This window comes from Desulfobotulus alkaliphilus, from assembly GCF_007830435.1.
Taxonomy (GTDB): domain Bacteria; phylum Desulfobacterota; class Desulfobacteria; order Desulfobacterales; family ASO4-4; genus Desulfobotulus; species Desulfobotulus alkaliphilus.
This window is the reverse complement of the sequence record NZ_VLLC01000004.1, coordinates 133,097-148,229: the sequence shown is the minus strand read 5'-3', so window position 1 is coordinate 148,229 and position 15,133 is coordinate 133,097. Positions and strand designations below refer to the sequence as shown.

General features: G+C 52.7%; 14 protein-coding genes. 4 read left to right on the top strand and 10 right to left on the bottom strand.

The genetic code is table 11. From position 1 onward, the window contains the following. Positions 1-2 precede the first annotated feature (2 nt). The 3 genes from LZ24_RS04250 to LZ24_RS04240 are packed head-to-tail and all read right to left on the bottom strand — an operon-like array spanning position 3 to position 2,448. The gene (locus LZ24_RS04250; protein ID WP_222427525.1) at positions 3-611 is read right to left on the bottom strand and encodes a DUF4390 domain-containing protein; all 609 of its coding nucleotides are present in this window, start codon (positions 609-611) and stop codon (positions 3-5) included. Between the two features lie 42 nt (positions 612-653). Then, entirely contained in the window at positions 654-1,376 is a 723-nt protein-coding gene (locus tag LZ24_RS04245; RefSeq protein WP_144682669.1) for an acyltransferase, read from the bottom strand. A 16-nt stretch (positions 1,377-1,392) separates the two neighbouring features. Next, positions 1,393-2,448: a prenyltransferase/squalene oxidase repeat-containing protein gene (locus tag LZ24_RS04240; RefSeq protein ID WP_144682667.1), complete on the bottom strand. Its 1,056-nt coding sequence runs from the start codon at positions 2,446-2,448 to the stop codon at positions 1,393-1,395. A gap of 241 nt (positions 2,449-2,689) precedes the next feature. On the opposite strand from LZ24_RS04240, the gene panC reads away from it, so the two are divergent. Together panC and metK are read left to right on the top strand one after the other, a co-directional pair. Then, positions 2,690-3,529 (top strand): pantoate--beta-alanine ligase, encoded by an 840-nt coding sequence (gene panC / locus LZ24_RS04235; RefSeq protein ID WP_144682665.1) that lies wholly within the window; start codon positions 2,690-2,692, stop codon positions 3,527-3,529. A gap of 213 nt (positions 3,530-3,742) precedes the next feature. Then, positions 3,743-4,909 (top strand): methionine adenosyltransferase, encoded by a 1,167-nt coding sequence (gene metK / locus LZ24_RS04230; RefSeq protein WP_144682663.1) that lies wholly within the window; start codon positions 3,743-3,745, stop codon positions 4,907-4,909. Positions 4,910-4,970: 61 nt separating this feature from the next. Here the strand turns inward: metK and LZ24_RS04225 are convergent, their stop codons facing one another. The 6 genes from LZ24_RS04225 to LZ24_RS04200 all read right to left on the bottom strand — a co-directional run bounded on the left by LZ24_RS04225 (position 4,971) and on the right by LZ24_RS04200 (position 10,525). Further along, positions 4,971-5,210, bottom strand: coding sequence for a hypothetical protein (locus LZ24_RS04225; protein ID WP_222427524.1), 240 nt, complete (start codon positions 5,208-5,210; stop codon positions 4,971-4,973). Positions 5,211-5,227: 17 nt separating this feature from the next. Then, a complete protein-coding gene (locus tag LZ24_RS04220) occupies positions 5,228-5,932 on the bottom strand; it encodes an ABC transporter ATP-binding protein (protein ID WP_144682659.1) in 705 nt (234 codons plus the stop codon). Beyond that, positions 5,919-6,713 carry an ABC transporter ATP-binding protein gene (locus tag LZ24_RS04215; RefSeq protein WP_144682657.1) on the bottom strand — a complete coding sequence of 265 codons (795 nt, stop codon included), beginning with the start codon at positions 6,711-6,713 and terminating at the stop codon, positions 5,919-5,921. The genes LZ24_RS04220 and LZ24_RS04215 overlap by 14 nt, the downstream gene beginning before the upstream one ends. Positions 6,714-6,716: 3 nt before the next feature. Next, positions 6,717-7,937, bottom strand: a complete 1,221-nt coding sequence (locus LZ24_RS04210; RefSeq protein WP_144682655.1) for an ABC transporter permease subunit — start codon at positions 7,935-7,937, stop codon at positions 6,717-6,719. A gap of 168 nt (positions 7,938-8,105) precedes the next feature. Next, positions 8,106-9,008, bottom strand: a complete 903-nt coding sequence (locus tag LZ24_RS04205) for a branched-chain amino acid ABC transporter permease (RefSeq protein WP_144682653.1) — start codon at positions 9,006-9,008, stop codon at positions 8,106-8,108. 383 nt (positions 9,009-9,391) lie between these two features. Next, positions 9,392-10,525 carry a branched-chain amino acid ABC transporter substrate-binding protein gene (locus LZ24_RS04200; protein ID WP_144682651.1) on the bottom strand — a complete coding sequence of 378 codons (1,134 nt, stop codon included), beginning with the start codon at positions 10,523-10,525 and terminating at the stop codon, positions 9,392-9,394. Between the two features lie 182 nt (positions 10,526-10,707). On the opposite strand from LZ24_RS04200, the gene LZ24_RS04195 reads away from it, so the two are divergent. Both LZ24_RS04195 and LZ24_RS04190 read left to right on the top strand, forming a co-directional pair. Beyond that, the gene (locus LZ24_RS04195) at positions 10,708-11,556 is read left to right on the top strand and encodes an NAD(+)/NADH kinase (protein WP_186442923.1); all 849 of its coding nucleotides are present in this window, start codon (positions 10,708-10,710) and stop codon (positions 11,554-11,556) included. Positions 11,557-11,639: 83 nt separating this feature from the next. Next, positions 11,640-13,808 (top strand): DUF3141 domain-containing protein, encoded by a 2,169-nt coding sequence (locus LZ24_RS04190; protein WP_144682649.1) that lies wholly within the window; start codon positions 11,640-11,642, stop codon positions 13,806-13,808. Positions 13,809-14,032: 224 nt separating this feature from the next. Here the strand turns inward: LZ24_RS04190 and LZ24_RS04185 are convergent, their stop codons facing one another. After that, complete coding sequence (locus tag LZ24_RS04185) at positions 14,033-15,133, bottom strand: PorV/PorQ family protein (protein ID WP_144682647.1); 1,101 nt, start codon at positions 15,131-15,133, stop codon at positions 14,033-14,035.

The following is a 15,133-nucleotide window of genomic DNA, read 5'->3' as shown; positions in this document are numbered from 1 at the left end:
AGTCAGAAAATAAAGTCAATACTGTACCAGTCCGTTTCAAAATCCCAGAATGAAAGAAAAAAAAGAATGTGATGCAGATAGAGGGGCAGGGTGAACTCGCTGAGCTTGGCTTTGGCCCTCAGTCTGTATGGTTTTGTTCTTTCCAGTTCATCCACCTGGGCAATGACAAGGCTGGAAAGGGAACTCATTTTTCTTTTGGCTTCTTCAAAGTCTTTTGTTTCATGGGGGGCGAAACCTTCCCAGGACCGGGTGACCGTATAACTTTCCCGTATGGCATTGTAGCGGATGGTGTGGGTAACCGTAATGTTTTTTATTTCGGAGAAGCGCCAGAACCGGCGGGGGCTTTCCAGAATAAGGTAGTAGGAAAAGGTAACAGGAACTCCGCTCTGGACGGCGGCTTCAATTTTGGGCGTGAAAGCACCTTCCGTGCGCAGATGAATTTCGAGGGACTGATCATTTCTGGCCAGAATAAGATTGGTGATGGCCGCTTCCCCCGCCTCCGCCATCCGGTTGAATATCAGGGGCTGGAGCAGGAGGAAGAAAAGAAGCATCAGACCATGGCGCCTCCGGTTCTTCTGTTTTTCTGGCTGTGGAAAAGATGGGTTCCCCATAAGCCTGTGTCCCTGTCTTCCGGTATCGTCTAGCATATTTTTTCAGTCCCGGTGGCGGGGAGCCACCAGGGAGCGCAGCCAGCCGAAGACCGTATTGCCCCGTAAAAGATCCCTGTCCAGCAGGTCAAACTGTCGGCCCACTTCCTTTGGGTCCGAAAGCCAGTCGCCCCGTGTGACGATTTTTCTTTCAGGGTCCAGCTGCCGGACGACACGTGCAGGGTTGCCTGCGGCAATGCAGTTTTCCGGAATGTCCTTGACCACCACACTGCCGGCACCGATGATGCTGTTGTTGCCTATCGTTACCCCTTTGCCGATGATGGCGCTGTCGCCCAGCCAGACATTGTCTCCGATGATCACGGGTTTTGTGATGCCGATGGGCATGGATCTGTCATAGAGGTCATGCCAGTCCGAATCCGTGATGTAGACCCCGTTGGCCATCATGGTGTTGGCTCCGATGACGATTTTTTCTGCGGCACTGATCCGTGTGCCGGGACAGATGAGACAGTAGTCACCGATTTCAATGCCATGGATGTCTTTTTTGTCGCTCCAGACACAGAGCCTTACCCTTGCGTCCGGGCTGGCGATGATGGTGGTGAAGCTGCCGACCCGGACAGGGCCGCCGAAAACTTCCACATGCCAGGGTTTGATGGCATGGATGCCGTGGCCCAAGGTTTCAAATTCCGGTTTCAGAAATTTTTTAAGGTAAAATTTCTGAAACCGGTTGTAGGCCTTTTTTATGAAGTAGGGGCGATGATCTTTACGCAAAGGAAAACCTCTTTATTTAAAAAGCGTCCGTAACAACGCCATAGGGATTGTCTGCCCAGAAAGCGTGATCAAAAAGACCCGCTGCGGGTGTGATGCCGTACAGGGCATCTGCGGCCATGAGTACCACCGCATTGGTCCAGGTCAATCTGTCTTCGGGCCAGATAACCATGTCCGGGAAGGTGAAGCCGCACCAGAAAGAGCCGTCTTCGTATCTGCGGTCCAGAATCCAGTTGAAAACAATGCGTGCCTGTCCGGTATTGCCCATGGCGGCCAGGGCCAGAACCAGCTCCGAGGTTTCTGCCATGGTTACCCAGGGGTTGTCCGAGACGCAGCGTACGCCCATGCCTTCCACAATGAATTTTTTCCAGTATTTATCCATGCGCCTCTGGGCTTCCTGCCCGGTCAGGGCACCGCAGAGAACGGGGTAGAACCAGTCCATGGAGTAGCGGGACTTGGATACGTTGAAAACATGGCGGCGGTGACGGATGGCATGGCCCAGTTTTGTCAGGGCATTCTGCCATGTTTCTGACGGTTTTCCAAGGATGAAGGCAATGGCGCAGGCGCACTTGAGGCTCATGAAGATGGAGCTGGATCCGGTGAGAAGGCACATGGGATCCAGTTTGCCTTCCGGGCTTCTGGCCCACCAGATTTCTCCGTCCGGGGCCTGCATGTCCAGAATGAAAGCCATGGCTTTTTCCAGCACAGGCCAGTATGCTTCCAGAAACTCCCTGTCCTTTGTGAGGAGCCAGTCGTGGAAAAGGCCTGTGGCAATGTAGGCCGTCATGTTGGTATCCTGGGTCCGGTCATCGGGAAGACCGTCTTTATAGGATGCGTACCAGGCACCATTTTCCAGTTGCTGCTCCTTAAGCCATGCAAAGCCCCTGCGTGCCGCAGCGTGATGGCCTGCAATGGAAAGTCCCATGATGGATTCCACCATGTCCCAGGGATCTGTTTTATCTCCCCCGCACCAGGGGATTTCTCCGGATTCCCTCTGGGTGGCAAGGATGCTGGCACCAACCTTTTCCGTGTCCAGAGACAGGGGAAGACTCTGTTTTGCGGTTTTGACTTCCATTTTTTTCCTTTTTGCAATCCGGGCAACCCGGCTGTATAAGGGTTGAACAAAGCTGTTTTTTTTATGTTTGACACGCAATTTATTTTGCATAGAAAATACAGTCGTGACAGATAGCAAAAAAATCCTTTGGCTGCAATATATTAAGGATGGGCTTACCATCCTTTGGCCGTTGACTTTTGATGCTTTCTGTCTTAATCAATAAATCTTGATGTATTAATCTTTAGCCCTTCAGGAGAAAACCTTGGAAATTTATACGACCCCAACAGGCATGCAGGCACAGTCGTTAAACTGGAAAAGGCAGGGCAAGCGCATTGGCCTTGTACCCACCATGGGTTTTCTGCATGAGGGCCATCTTTCCTTGATGGACATTGCCGCAGCCCATGCGGACCTTGTGGTGGTGAGTATCTTTGTGAATCCCACCCAGTTTGGTCCTTCGGAAGATCTGGAAGCCTATCCCAGAAATCTTGAGAGGGATCTGGCCCTTTGCAGGGAGCGGGGTGTGGCCGCCGTTTTCACGCCGGAGCCTTCCGATGTTTATGGTCCGGAATACCAGAGTTATGTGAGCCTTGAAAAACTTCCCAACCACCTCTGCGGTCTGTCCCGGCCTGTGCATTTCCGGGGGGTGGCAACGGTGGTGAGCAAGCTTTTTAATATTGTTCTTCCGGATCTTGCGGTTTTCGGGGAAAAGGATTTTCAGCAGCTGGCCGTGATCCGGCGACTGACAGCGGATCTGAATTTTCCCGTACGCATCATGGGTGGCCCCATTGTCCGTGAGGCCGACGGGCTGGCCATGAGTTCAAGGAACGCCTACCTTTCTCCCGAAGAACGGGTCTCGGCCCTCTGCCTTTCCATGGCCCTGAAGCATGTGGCGTCAGAGGTGGAAAAAGGAGAAAGGGACGTGGCCCTGCTGAAGGCTTCAACGGAAAAAATCATTCTTTCCCGGCCCCATACGGAGATTGATTATATTGCCTTCTGTGATCCCCAAACCCTGGAGGCCGTGGACAGCATTGGGGGGCCTGTGCTCATGGCGCTTGCCGTGAAGGTGGGCAGTACCCGGCTGATTGACAATCAGGTTTTCTGATTACTCCCCTGTCTCAGCCATAGCTTGCTGGTCAGGTTGTTGTCAGGCCTATGGTGCGGGCTTTAATACGGGCAGGCGCAAGGCCTGCCCCTACGAATGGTTTTTACAACCCCTGTTTTGTGTAGGGGCACCCTTTACGGGTGCCCGCTAACATGCATAAAAATTTGTTTTTTTCATCCGGTCCTATGGGACCGTATATAAAGGAGTTGGATTATGAGTAAGGAACGTATGCTGTTTACATCGGAGTCCGTGACCGAAGGTCATCCGGACAAGGTGGCCGATGCCATCTCCGATGCCATTCTCGATGCCATCATGGCCCAGGACACCCGCTGCCGTGTGGCCTGTGAAGCCCTTGTCACAACGGGTATGGCCATTATTGCCGGTGAAATTACCACATCCTGCTATGTGGATATGCCCCAGATTGTACGCAATACCATCCGGGAAATCGGTTACAATTCTTCGGATATGGGTTTTGACTGGCAGACCTGTGCCGTTATGACAAGCATTGACCAGCAGTCTCCGGACATTGCCCAGGGCGTGGACCGGGAAAGTGAAGAGGAGCAGGGTGCCGGGGATCAGGGCCTTATGTTTGGCTTTGCCTGCAATGATACGCCCGAGCTGATGCCTGCCCCCATCATGATGGCCCACCAGCTGACCCGCAGGCTGGCTGCCGTACGTAAGGAAAGCACCATTGATTTCCTGCGGCCCGATGGCAAGGCCCAGGTTACTGTGGAATATGAGGGATGCCGGCCTGTGCGTGTGGATGCGGTGGTGGTTTCCACCCAGCATGCGCCGGAGGTGCCCTATGCCGTGCTGAAGGAAGCGGTGATGGAAGAGGTGATCCGCTCCGTGATTCCTGCCCATATGCTGGATGAAAAAACCAAGTATTTCATCAATCCCACGGGTAAGTTTGTCATCGGTGGTCCCATGGGAGACTGCGGTCTTACGGGTCGCAAGATCATTGTAGATACCTATGGGGGGCAGGGCAGCCACGGGGGAGGATGTTTTTCCGGCAAGGATCCTTCCAAGGTGGACCGCAGTGCTTCCTACATGGGCCGCTACATTGCTAAAAATATTGTGGCTGCGGGCCTTGCGGATAAGTGTGAGATTCAGGTGGCCTATGCCATTGGTGTGGCAGACCCGGTTTCCGTTCTGGTGAACTCCTACGGTACGGGCAAGGTGTCTGATATGCGTCTGGGAGAGATTGTGCGTTCCGTATTCAATCTGCGGCCTGCTGCCATCGTGCGTCAGCTGAATCTGCTGCAGCCCATTTACCGTCAGACCTCAGCCTATGGCCACTTTGGCCGGAACGAACGTCCGGGCTTTACCTGGGAGGAAACCGATAAGGTGGACGCCCTGAAGGCGGTCGCCGGTATCTGATGGTTTAATGAAGTCTGTTATTGAAGAATGAAAAAGGGGCGGCCTTCTGGCTGCCCCTTTGCTATGGATGAAGATGGTCTTTTTTGGGGTCTTCAGCGCAGTGTTTTGTGTGAGGAACGGCTTCCAGAAGGGCGCGGAGTGCCTTGTTGACGGATTCTGATGCTTTAAAAACAGAGGCAATATCCGGGTCAAGAATGATGGAAACAGTCTGCTGTTCTGAGGCAAACCGGTTTTTTCGGGCTTTGGAATAATCCAGCTCATATTCGGTACGTATATCATCGAAAGGGGTTTTCTTTTTCATGACGTGCAATCCTCCCTTCATATCCCCAGATAGGCCTTTTTGACGTCCTCATTGCTGAGGAGCTTGTCTGCCGTATCCGTCAGGGTGATTTCACCGTTTTCCATGACATAGCCCCTGTGGGAGCTTTTCAGGGCGAGGTTGGCATTCTGCTCGATCAGGAAGATGGTGGTGCCGCTGCGGTTGATCTGTTCAATGATTTCAAAAATCTGCCGGATGATGAGGGGAGCAAGGCCGAGGGAAGGTTCGTCCAGCAGCAGAAGCTTCGGTCGCCCCATGAGGGCGCGGGAAATGGCCAGCATCTGCTGCTCGCCACCGGAAAGGGTGCCGCCCGCCTGTTTGCGGCGCTGGGCCAGTATGGGAAAAAGGGACATGATATAGTCCAGATCTTTTTTGATCTCTGCCTTGTCCCTCCTGAGAAAAGCACCCATCTCAAGGTTTTCCATGACAGAAAGCTGGGGAAAAATGTGGCGGCCCTCGGGAACATGGCAGAGGCCCATGGCCACGATTTTTTCCGGTGCAGCATTCTGGATTTCCTTGCCCATGAAGCGGATGCGGCCGGTTCTGGGCGGGGTGATGCCGGATATGGATTTCAGGGTGGTGGTTTTACCGGCGCCGTTGGCGCCGATGAGGGCCACAATCTCCCCTTGGGCAATGTCAATGGAGATATTTTTTAAGGCCCGGATGTTGCCATAATAGGTATTGATGGATTCAATGGTCAGCATCGGCATCCTCTCCGAGATAGGCTTTGATGACAAGGGGGTTCTGCTTGATTTCCAGCGGGGTTCCCTGGGCGATTTTTGATCCGTAGTCCATGACAAAAATGCGCTCTGAAATATTCATGACCAGTTTCATGTCATGCTCTATCAGAAGGATGCTGATTTTATCCTCATCCCGGATTTTCCTTATGAGCTGGTCCAGCTCAATGGTTTCATAGGCATTCATGCCCGCAGCAGGCTCATCCAGAAGGAGAAGGAAGGGGTCCGTGGCCATGGCCCTTGCAATTTCAAGGCGTCTCTGGGCACCGTAGGACAGGTTTTTGGCCAGCTCATTGACCTCACGGGCCAGATTGACCTTTTTGAGGAGCCCGTAGCAGTATTCAACGGTATCCCTTTCTTCCTTTTTAACGGAAGGCGGCCGGAAGACCGCACCCAGTACACCGGCTTTTGTCCGGACATGGCGGCCGATCATGACGTTTTCCAGCACCGTCATATTGGGAAAAAGGCGGATGTTCTGGAAGGTCCGGGCCAGTCCGTGGCCTGTAACGCGGTTGGGTTTCATGCCGTTGATGCGCAGGCCGTCTCTGCCCGGCGGGTGGATGCTGACATCGCCGCCCGTGGGTTTGTAAATTCCTGTGATGCAGTTGAAGAAGGTGGTTTTTCCGGCTCCGTTGGGACCGATGAGGGCCACAATTTCACCTTCCCGGATATCCAGATTCACCCGGTTCAGGGCACGGAGACCACCGAAATCCATGGTGAGATTTTGAACTTTGAGAATGGGTTCCATGGTTTAGGCCGCCCCTTTGTCTTCTTGAAATTCATAGGCTTTGCGCTTGCTCTGGATCAGGCCCTGGGGCCGGAAGACCATCATGATGATCATGGCGGCACCAAAGATCAGCATACGGTAATGGCCGACTTCCCTTAGGTATTCCGGCAGAAGAATCATGATCAGGCCGCCGAGAACCACCCCGAGGATGGAGCCCATGCCCCCCAGCACCACGATGGAGAGGATGATGACAGACTCCATGAAGGTAAAACTCTTGGGGTTGATGTAGGTATTGTATCCGGCAAAGATAACGCCAGCCATGCCTGCCCAGGTGGCACCTAAGGCAAAGGCGGAAAGCTTGACTTTTGCCTTGTCTATGCCCATGGCCTGACAGGCAATTTCATCTTCCCGGAGGGCAACCCAGGCCCTGCCCAGACGGGAGTTCTGCAGGCGGTTGATGACAAAGATAGTGAGGATGACCGCAGCAATCATCAGGTAATAAATATACATGATGGCTTCACTGAGGGAAAAGCTCATGCCAAAGAAATCCGGCCTTGGAATGCCCCGGATACCGATGGGGCCTCCGGAAAATTTTCCCCAGTTTTCCAGAACAATGCGGGTGATTTCACCGAAACCAAGGGTGACAATGGCCAGATAATCCCCCCGGAGACGAAGGATGGGAAGGGCCAGAAGAATGCCGAAGAGGGCGGCCATGCCTGCGCCGATGGGCAGGCAGGCCCAGAAGCCGAGGCCGAAATGTTTGTTCAGCAGGGCATAGGTGTAGGCACCCACGGCAAAGAAGGCCACATATCCGAGGTTAAGAAGACCCGCCTGCCCCACAACAATATTGAGTCCCAGACCTAAAACCACATAGATGAGGGCAAGGGTCATGATGCTGATCTGGTAGGGATTCACCAGATGGGGAAAAAGCAGGGCAATGCCCATGACAAGTCCCAGGGCAGGGAGGATGAGTCTGGGGTTTTCTGCGGCTTTCTGCAGGAAGCCCGGTTTTTCACTGCCGTCTTCCTGCATTTTTTTCTTTAAGCCCATTTCCTTTCTGCGGAGCATTTCCCTCCACAGAAAGGAGAAGGCAAAGACGCCGATGCCCACATAGAGCATATTTTCCCAGCGCCATTGTATGGTCCTTTCCAGCGGATTGACACGGATAACCATGATGGGAAAGGTGAGGAACATGAACCATATGGCTGCGATACCCGATTTTTTTATTTCCTGAAGACTGAACATGACAACCCCTTAAGGTTCAGGATCTTGGATTTTTTTATCTTTGCAATTAAAGCAGACGGAAAAATGGTGTCCGGTGGTATCCGTCCGCTTCTGTCTGAATGCCGGGCAGCGGTAAAAAAAAACTCAGCTTACCCCTGTCTGTGGTATTGTTCTGTCATACGAAGGGGGTCATACCTTCTGGGCAGTGTTTTTGCCAAGAATCCCCGAAGGCCGGAGAATCAGAATGAGAACCAGAAGGCCGAAGGCAAAGACGTCCTCGTATTCGGATGAAACATAGCCCGTGGCAAAGCTTTCCGTCCATCCCAGAATCAGGCCGCCGAGTACGGCGCCGGGAATGGAGCCGATGCCGCCGAGCACCGCTGCGGTAAAGGCCTTAAGTCCCGCAATGAACCCCACATAATAATTGATCTGACCCACATGGGATGCAATGAGAAGTCCGCCTATGGCAGCAAGGGCTGAGCCGATGATAAAGGTGCTGGAAATGACACGATCCACGTTCACGCCCACAAGAAGGGCCATTTCCCTGTCCTGGGAAGTTGCCCGCATGGCCTTTCCTGTCCGTGTGTATTTGATGAGCAGGGTAAGGAAAATCATGGCGGCAGCCGCTGTGACCAGAATGGTGAAGCGGGAGGTGCTCATGATATGGGACCAGGGAGCCAGCCATTTGAAGTCCGGGATCAGGGCTGGAAAACGCAGGAAGTCCGAAGTCTGGGCCAGCATCACATAGTTCTGCAGGAAGATGGACATGCCGATGGCACTGATGAGGGGTGAGAGCCGCTGGGCACCCCGCAGGGGTTTGTATGCCACTTTTTCAATGGTGAAACCATAGGCCGATGCCCAGATCACGGCGGCAAGGGCGGCCAGAAGCAGGATGGCCAGGGGGGGAAACCCCAGAAAAGTGAGGGCCGTTGCCACAATCAGGGCGGTAAAGGCACCGATCATGTAGATTTCACCATGGGCAAAGTTGATCAGCCCGATGATACCGTAAACCATCGTGTATCCCAGAGCAATCAGGGCATAGATGCTGCCCCGGGTGAGTCCGCTGAGAAAATATTCAAGAAATTGTTCCATGGTATGGGCTTCCGGTTTTTTTTAATGTATGGAGCAGCGTTTTTTGTCTGTATGGTCAGACCTTTTGACAGAGGGCTGTATTATAACATTTTTTACTCAGGAGCAAGTCCGTATGCAAATAATTTCCTGACAGCTCAGCAGTGTCCCCTGACTTTGGCAGCTTTTTAAAATCATTATAAAATATCATATGGGCAGGAAGGGTTTTCAAGCTTTTTTCCATCCCCCCTTCCCCTGCGTCCGGAGGAAGGGGGGAGAAAAAATTAAAAAAATTGCTTAAGTTTCGGGCTTAGGGCAGGACGGGCTTTTTTTTAGCTGATCCGATCCGTAAAACAGGGCCGACTGCCGAAGCAGCCGGCCTCAAAGAATGGATGTTTTAAGGAAATCTATGGCAGTTCTACAAAAACACCATCCTGCACCTGATACATGGAGAAGCCCACGCCAATGGCATCCCCTTTTTTGTCGAAGCTGATGCTGCCAAGGGGGGTATCAATGTATTCCGTACGCAGGGCATTCATGATGGCTGCGGAGTCCGTGGACCCGGCCTTTTCAATGGCATTGATCAGGGCCATGGTGGCGGCATAGGCATTGAGGAAGAAGTTGCCCGGTTCATCCCCGTAGAGTTCCACATGCTGCTTGTGGGCTGCCACGGCAAGGGGGTTGGTAGAAACATCCACGGGGCCTGTGGCATAAACACCTTCTGCGTATTCACCGGCAATGCGGATGAAGGTATCCGCCTTGATGCCGTCTGCGGAAATGAAAATGGTATCCATGTCGTTGTTGCGCATCTGCATCAGGATTTTGGAAGCTTCAGGATGATAACCACCGAAGATGACGGCATCGGCCTGGGATCTGCGGATGTTCTGCACCACAGCCGTATAATCCACGGCACCTACGGTAACTCCTTCATAGAGAACCACTTCGGCCTCTTCGGCTTCGTTGATGTATTGTCTTGCAAACTCGGCAAGACCGCGGCCATAATCCCCGCGGTCGTGGAGGATGGCGATTCTTTTGAGGTTCAGTTGTTCCAGGGCAAAATCCACCTGAAGTTTGGCCTGGGCATCATCCGGGGCAATGGTTCTGAAGAAGACGGGATAGTCACCGCTCTGGGTGATGGAAGGGCTGGTGGCGGAGGGGGAGATACACACCGTATTGGTGCTGTTGTAGATGCCTAAGGCAGAGATGGTGGCACCGGAGCAGATGTGTCCGATAACGGCAACAACGCCTTCTGTGGCAAGTTTGGTTGCCGTGTTTGTGGCAACCTCAGGGCGGCAGACATCATCTTCGGCCAGAAGGACAATCTGTTTTCCAAGGAGTCCGCCCTCGGCATTTTTTTGGTTGATTACCATTTCCGCAGCCCTTCTGCTGGGGATGCCATAGGAGGCAAGATCCCCGGAAAGGGCGCCGGCATAACCGATTTTGATGACCTCGTCCTCGGATTTTTTACCGCAGGAAACAAGAAAGGAGGTGGTCAGGAGAATCAGGGCCATGATAAGGGAAAATCTGAAAAAAGATTTCATGTTTTTACCTCGAACTTGGAATTGGGGTGAATAATAAAAAAACGAATAAGGGATATAAATAGTTAAGTGGAGCTGGGGCGTCAAGAAGAAAGGCGTTTTGTTGTCAGATCCCGGGGGAATTCCCTTTACGCAGCTCCCGGAACCCGTTATGCTGCAAAAGCTTACAGAAAGAAGGATTGTGGATGGTGCGTACCGTTGGTTTGATGGTCAAAGATGATGAGCAGGCCCAGCGAACGGCCGATGCTTTCAGTGTATGGTTGGTCAACCGGGGGCTTGAGGTTGTGCGTGCCCTGGCATCCGGATCCGGGCCTGTTTCATGCTGCAGGGCACCAGAGGATGTGGAGGTGGTTTTTGTTCTGGGAGGGGATGGCACCTTTCTCTCCGCAGCCCGTTGGATTGGCAGTCTCGGAGTTCCCCTGCTGGGCGTGAAGTTTGGTGAAGTGGGCTTTCTTGCGGAGGTTCCCGAGGACCGGCTCTATGAAATTGCCGATGCGGTGCTGCAGGGTTTTTATACCGCAGAGGAGAGAATGTGCCTCAAGGTGAGCCTGCACCGGGGGGATGAAACTCTTCTGGAGGAAAGGGTGCTCAATGACGTGGTCATTGCAAAAAGTGCCATGGCGCGGCTGGCAAGGGTAAGAACGGAAATTGACGGCCGCTATCTCACCACCTATACCGGCGATGGTCTTATTGTTGCCACGCCCACGGGATCAACGGCCTATTCCATGGCCGCAGGAGGGCCTGTGGTGCATCCTTTTCTGGAGGCCATCCTCATGACGCCCATCTGTCCCTTTACCCTGACCAACCGGCCCCTGATTCTGCCCGAAGATGTGCGGATCACCATTCGTCTGGACCCCCGGTCTTCAGGGGATATCATGCTGACCTGTGACGGCCAGTCGGGCCATGACCTGCAGCATGGTGACAGTCTTTCCGTTGTGCGTGCAAAAACGCCCCTTCGCCTGATCACCCTGCCGGGTCAGCGTTACTTTGATGTGCTCAAGGCCAAGCTGCGCTGGAGCGGGGAAAGGATTTAGGCGGTATTTTTTTATTTCAGGATGAACGTCACAGGCTTTTTTGCCTTGTTCCGTATAACCTTTTACCTGAACCTGAGGATGCCATGACATCGGATCTTTCAAGAATTGCGGACATGCTTCCCCTTGGGGGCAGCGGCCTGGACTGGGTGGACTACCTTGTGGACACATCCCAGCGCCAGATCCTTTACTGGGATGTTCTGCGCAGCCACGGTAATGATTTTTTCCAGTACCTTGCCGATGGCCAGCCTCCTGTGCTCTATTTTCCCTATGAAATTGTTCTGGATGGCAGAACCTTTGAAAGACCTGTGAATTATGCCCTGGTCCGTATGAAGGACAGGCGGCGCAGGGGAGAGAGGAAAAAGAAAGAGGTCAGCACCTTTGGCCATGACCGGAGGCCCGTGGTGGTGATTGATCCCCGTTCCGGCAATGCGCCGGGTATCGGTGGTTCCAAGCGGGCTTCTGAAATCGGCATTGCCCTGGAAAAGGGGCATCCCGTTTATTACATCCTGTTTTTTCCGGAGCCTGTACCCGGACAGACCCTTGAGGATGTGAAGGATGCGGAGATCCGGTTCATTGAGGAGGTGGCAAGGCTGCATCCGGACAGCGGCAGACCCAGCATTATCGGCAACAGTCAGGCTGGCTGGGCCGTTGCCCTGATGAGTGCGGACAGGCCCAGCCTTGCCGGTCCTCTGGTGCTGAACGGTTCTCCCATTTCCTACTGGGCCGGAGTCCGGGGCCGGCATGTGGTACGCTACAAGGCCGGTCTCACAGGCGGCGTCTGGGGTGTGGAACTGGCCAGTGATCTGGGTGCTGGATTCTTTGATGGTGCCAATCTGGCTTCGGGTCATGAGGCACTGGATCCTGCGGAAGCCTATTGCAGGAGTCCTTACAATCTTTACGCCAATGTGGATACGGAAGCGGACCGGTTCCGGGATTTTTCCCGCTGGTGGAGCAGTTATTATCTCATGACCGCAGAAGAAATCCGCTTTATGATCCAGCACCTTTTCATTGAAAACAAGCTTGAGATGGGAGAGGTAAGTTTTCAGGAGGGCAAGCGCATAGATCTGAGGGAGCTTGAGGACCCGATCGTTCTTTTTTCCTCGGACGGAGATAATGTCACCCCGCCCCAGCAGGCCTTAAACTGGATTCTGAAGGTCTGGGGAACGCTGGAAGAGGTGAAAAGGCAGCAGCAGGTGATCATTTATATGGTGCACGAGAATGTGGGGCATATCGGCCTTTTTGTGTCGGACAGGGTGGCGAAGAAAGAGCATGCAGAGATTATCGGCAGCATAGACATGGTGGATTATCTGGCTCCCGGTCTTTATGAGATGATCATTGAAAAGGGGGATCCCCGGTATTCGGACAAGGCCTATAAAGTACGTTTTGAGGCAAGGGCCTTTGAAGATATTGAAAAGCTGGATGATGGCGTGGAGGACGAGCTGGATTTTTATCCTGTGGCCGAGATATCCAAGATCAATGATCTTTGTTACCGGAGTTTTTTTCAGCCATGGATACGAAGCATGGTGACGCCCCAGTCTGCGGCTTTCATGCGCATGCATCATCCCCAGCGGTTTTTGCGCATGGTGCTGGCGGATATCAACCCTTCCATGCTGCCCGTCAAGCTGGCTGCCCGCATGGTCCGGAGTCACAGGAGTCCTGCCCCTCCGGATAATATCTTCCGTCAGATGGAAAAAGGAAGCATGGATCTCATGGCCTCTTTCATGGAGATGGGAACCCGCATGAAGGATGCGGCAGAAGAACAGCTTTTTACCATGGTTTACAGCAATCCCTTTGTGCGGATGGTTTCAGAATCCCAGCTGAATCTCCCCTCCTCCGTGACGGAGGGCAAGCCCCATGAGGCGGCATGGCGTTCCGCAGAGGATGTTTTCTGGCGGGAAAAGATTACAAAGGGAGGCTTTGCCGAAGCAGTGGTGCGTGTGCTGGTGGCCGTGGCCGGTGCCGATGGCGTCGTGCATCAGGAAGAGATTACCGTGCTGCTGGAGCTGATCCGGAATCACCCCAAGACCGGCAATCTTCCGGATGCCCGTATACGTCAGCTTGTGCGGGAACAGTCCCGGATTCTGGAGCTGGATCCTGCCGCTGCCATGGAAGCCCTGCCCATTCTTCTGGGAGATTACGCAGACCGGTTCAGCGTGGTGGAAATGGCCCAGTGTCTGGCCCTTTCTGACCTTGTGGTGGACCCTCACGAGGAAAAACTGTTAAACCGCATTATGGAAATTCTGGAAGTCTGATTTTTTTATCAATCGTTTTTTGATAGCTGGCCTGATGTCTTTATTATTATTTATTATTTGGTCCGCTTGTTGTCAGGCCCATGGTGTGGGCATTCACAGGGGCAGACGTAAGGCCTGCCCCTGTTAATGATTTTTGCGGTCCTGCTTTGTGCTGGATCCCCACGAAGGGAAGCTCTGGCAGATGCAAGATTTGTTTCAGCAGATTGTGTTTATTGGAAATCCCATCACCACCCTATGGTCAGCTGGCCCATGTACCTTTTATCTTCTCTCTGGCCTGCATAGGCCCCGACTTCTTCGGAATACATGACAGCGTCAAATTTAAGGATCCATAAATCAAGACCGGCACCAAGGGTGGGATAGCCCTGATTGAAACCTCCCCTGAGGGAAACAAGTTCTTTGAATTTTATTTCTGCCCCCATATGAAGACGTTTTCCTATGTCATTATCGGTTTTGATGTTTTTGGTAAAATCTCTGTAGTCCAGGGCCGCAAGCAGTGCAAAGGGACCAAGCTTTTTCTGGATGGCGACACCGGCAATCCATTCGGTTTCAAGCTTTTCACCCTCATCGAATTCAATGGACGGCAGATTTTGTGCCACAAGGGCGATGTCTGTCTGAAAATATTTTTCCCATGGAAGGGTATAAATCAGCCCCAGATCAAAGGAGCTTCCTGAACCGCTTTTTCTGTCGTCTTCCAGTATGTCATCAAAATTATCTGCTGCAATCTGAGCCGGTGTATAAACTTCCCGGAGACTTTCTCTGCTGATGGCTTTGTATGAAAGGCCGGCACGGAGATTATTCCCCCCGGGCACCATGACCCCCACACCGCCAATACCTCCAATATCCACATGGGCATCCATGTGAAATTCCGGATATACAGGGTTTCTGACCTGTGAGTCCATATTGGCTATGGCAAAGGCACTGACCATGGCACCAAAATTTTTAATACGAAATCCGATGTGAGGAGTTAATGAGCCATGGAGGTGAATATGTTTTCCCGTATATTTTCTAAGGAGTTCTGTCACCTCGCCCGTGTCATCCATGTTGGTGTCATCTATGTCCTGTATCATGTCCAGGCCATTTTCTCCGATACCCACAGCGGGATTGAGCAGCCCAATGGTAAGGCCGTTTATTCTTGAAAGCCCTGCAGGGTTATAGAAAATCGTATTCTGATCATCGGCAACGGCAGTGAAAGCGCCACCCATGCCGAGGGGACGGACCCCCGTATAGAACCGGCTGTAGGGGGCTGCAAAGGCTGAGGCGGAAAAAAAGAATAAAAGGAGTATCAAGGAGATAAAAAAAAAGCCGTTTTTTCTGTAAGTATACAT

Coding starts and splice junctions, on each gene's coding strand:
- LZ24_RS04250 (WP_222427525.1), bottom strand. CDS start 611: ATGGGGAACCCATCTTTTCCACAGCCAGAAAAACAGAAGAACCGGAGG.
- LZ24_RS04240 (WP_144682667.1), bottom strand. CDS start 2,448: ATGGAAGTCAAAACCGCAAAACAGAGTCTTCCCCTGTCTCTGGACACG.
- metK (WP_144682663.1), top strand. CDS start 3,743: ATGAGTAAGGAACGTATGCTGTTTACATCGGAGTCCGTGACCGAAGGT.
- LZ24_RS04225 (WP_222427524.1), bottom strand. CDS start 5,210: ATGAAAAAGAAAACCCCTTTCGATGATATACGTACCGAATATGAGCTG.
- LZ24_RS04220 (WP_144682659.1), bottom strand. CDS start 5,932: ATGCTGACCATTGAATCCATCAATACCTATTATGGCAACATCCGGGCC.
- LZ24_RS04215 (WP_144682657.1), bottom strand. CDS start 6,713: ATGGAACCCATTCTCAAAGTTCAAAATCTCACCATGGATTTCGGTGGT.
- LZ24_RS04210 (WP_144682655.1), bottom strand. CDS start 7,937: ATGTTCAGTCTTCAGGAAATAAAAAAATCGGGTATCGCAGCCATATGG.
- LZ24_RS04205 (WP_144682653.1), bottom strand. CDS start 9,008: ATGGAACAATTTCTTGAATATTTTCTCAGCGGACTCACCCGGGGCAGC.
- LZ24_RS04200 (WP_144682651.1), bottom strand. CDS start 10,525: ATGAAATCTTTTTTCAGATTTTCCCTTATCATGGCCCTGATTCTCCTG.
- LZ24_RS04195 (WP_186442923.1), top strand. CDS start 10,708: ATGGTGCGTACCGTTGGTTTGATGGTCAAAGATGATGAGCAGGCCCAG.
- LZ24_RS04190 (WP_144682649.1), top strand. CDS start 11,640: ATGACATCGGATCTTTCAAGAATTGCGGACATGCTTCCCCTTGGGGGC.
- LZ24_RS04185 (WP_144682647.1), bottom strand. CDS start 15,133: ATGTATACTTACAGAAAAAACGGCTTTTTTTTTATCTCCTTGATACTC.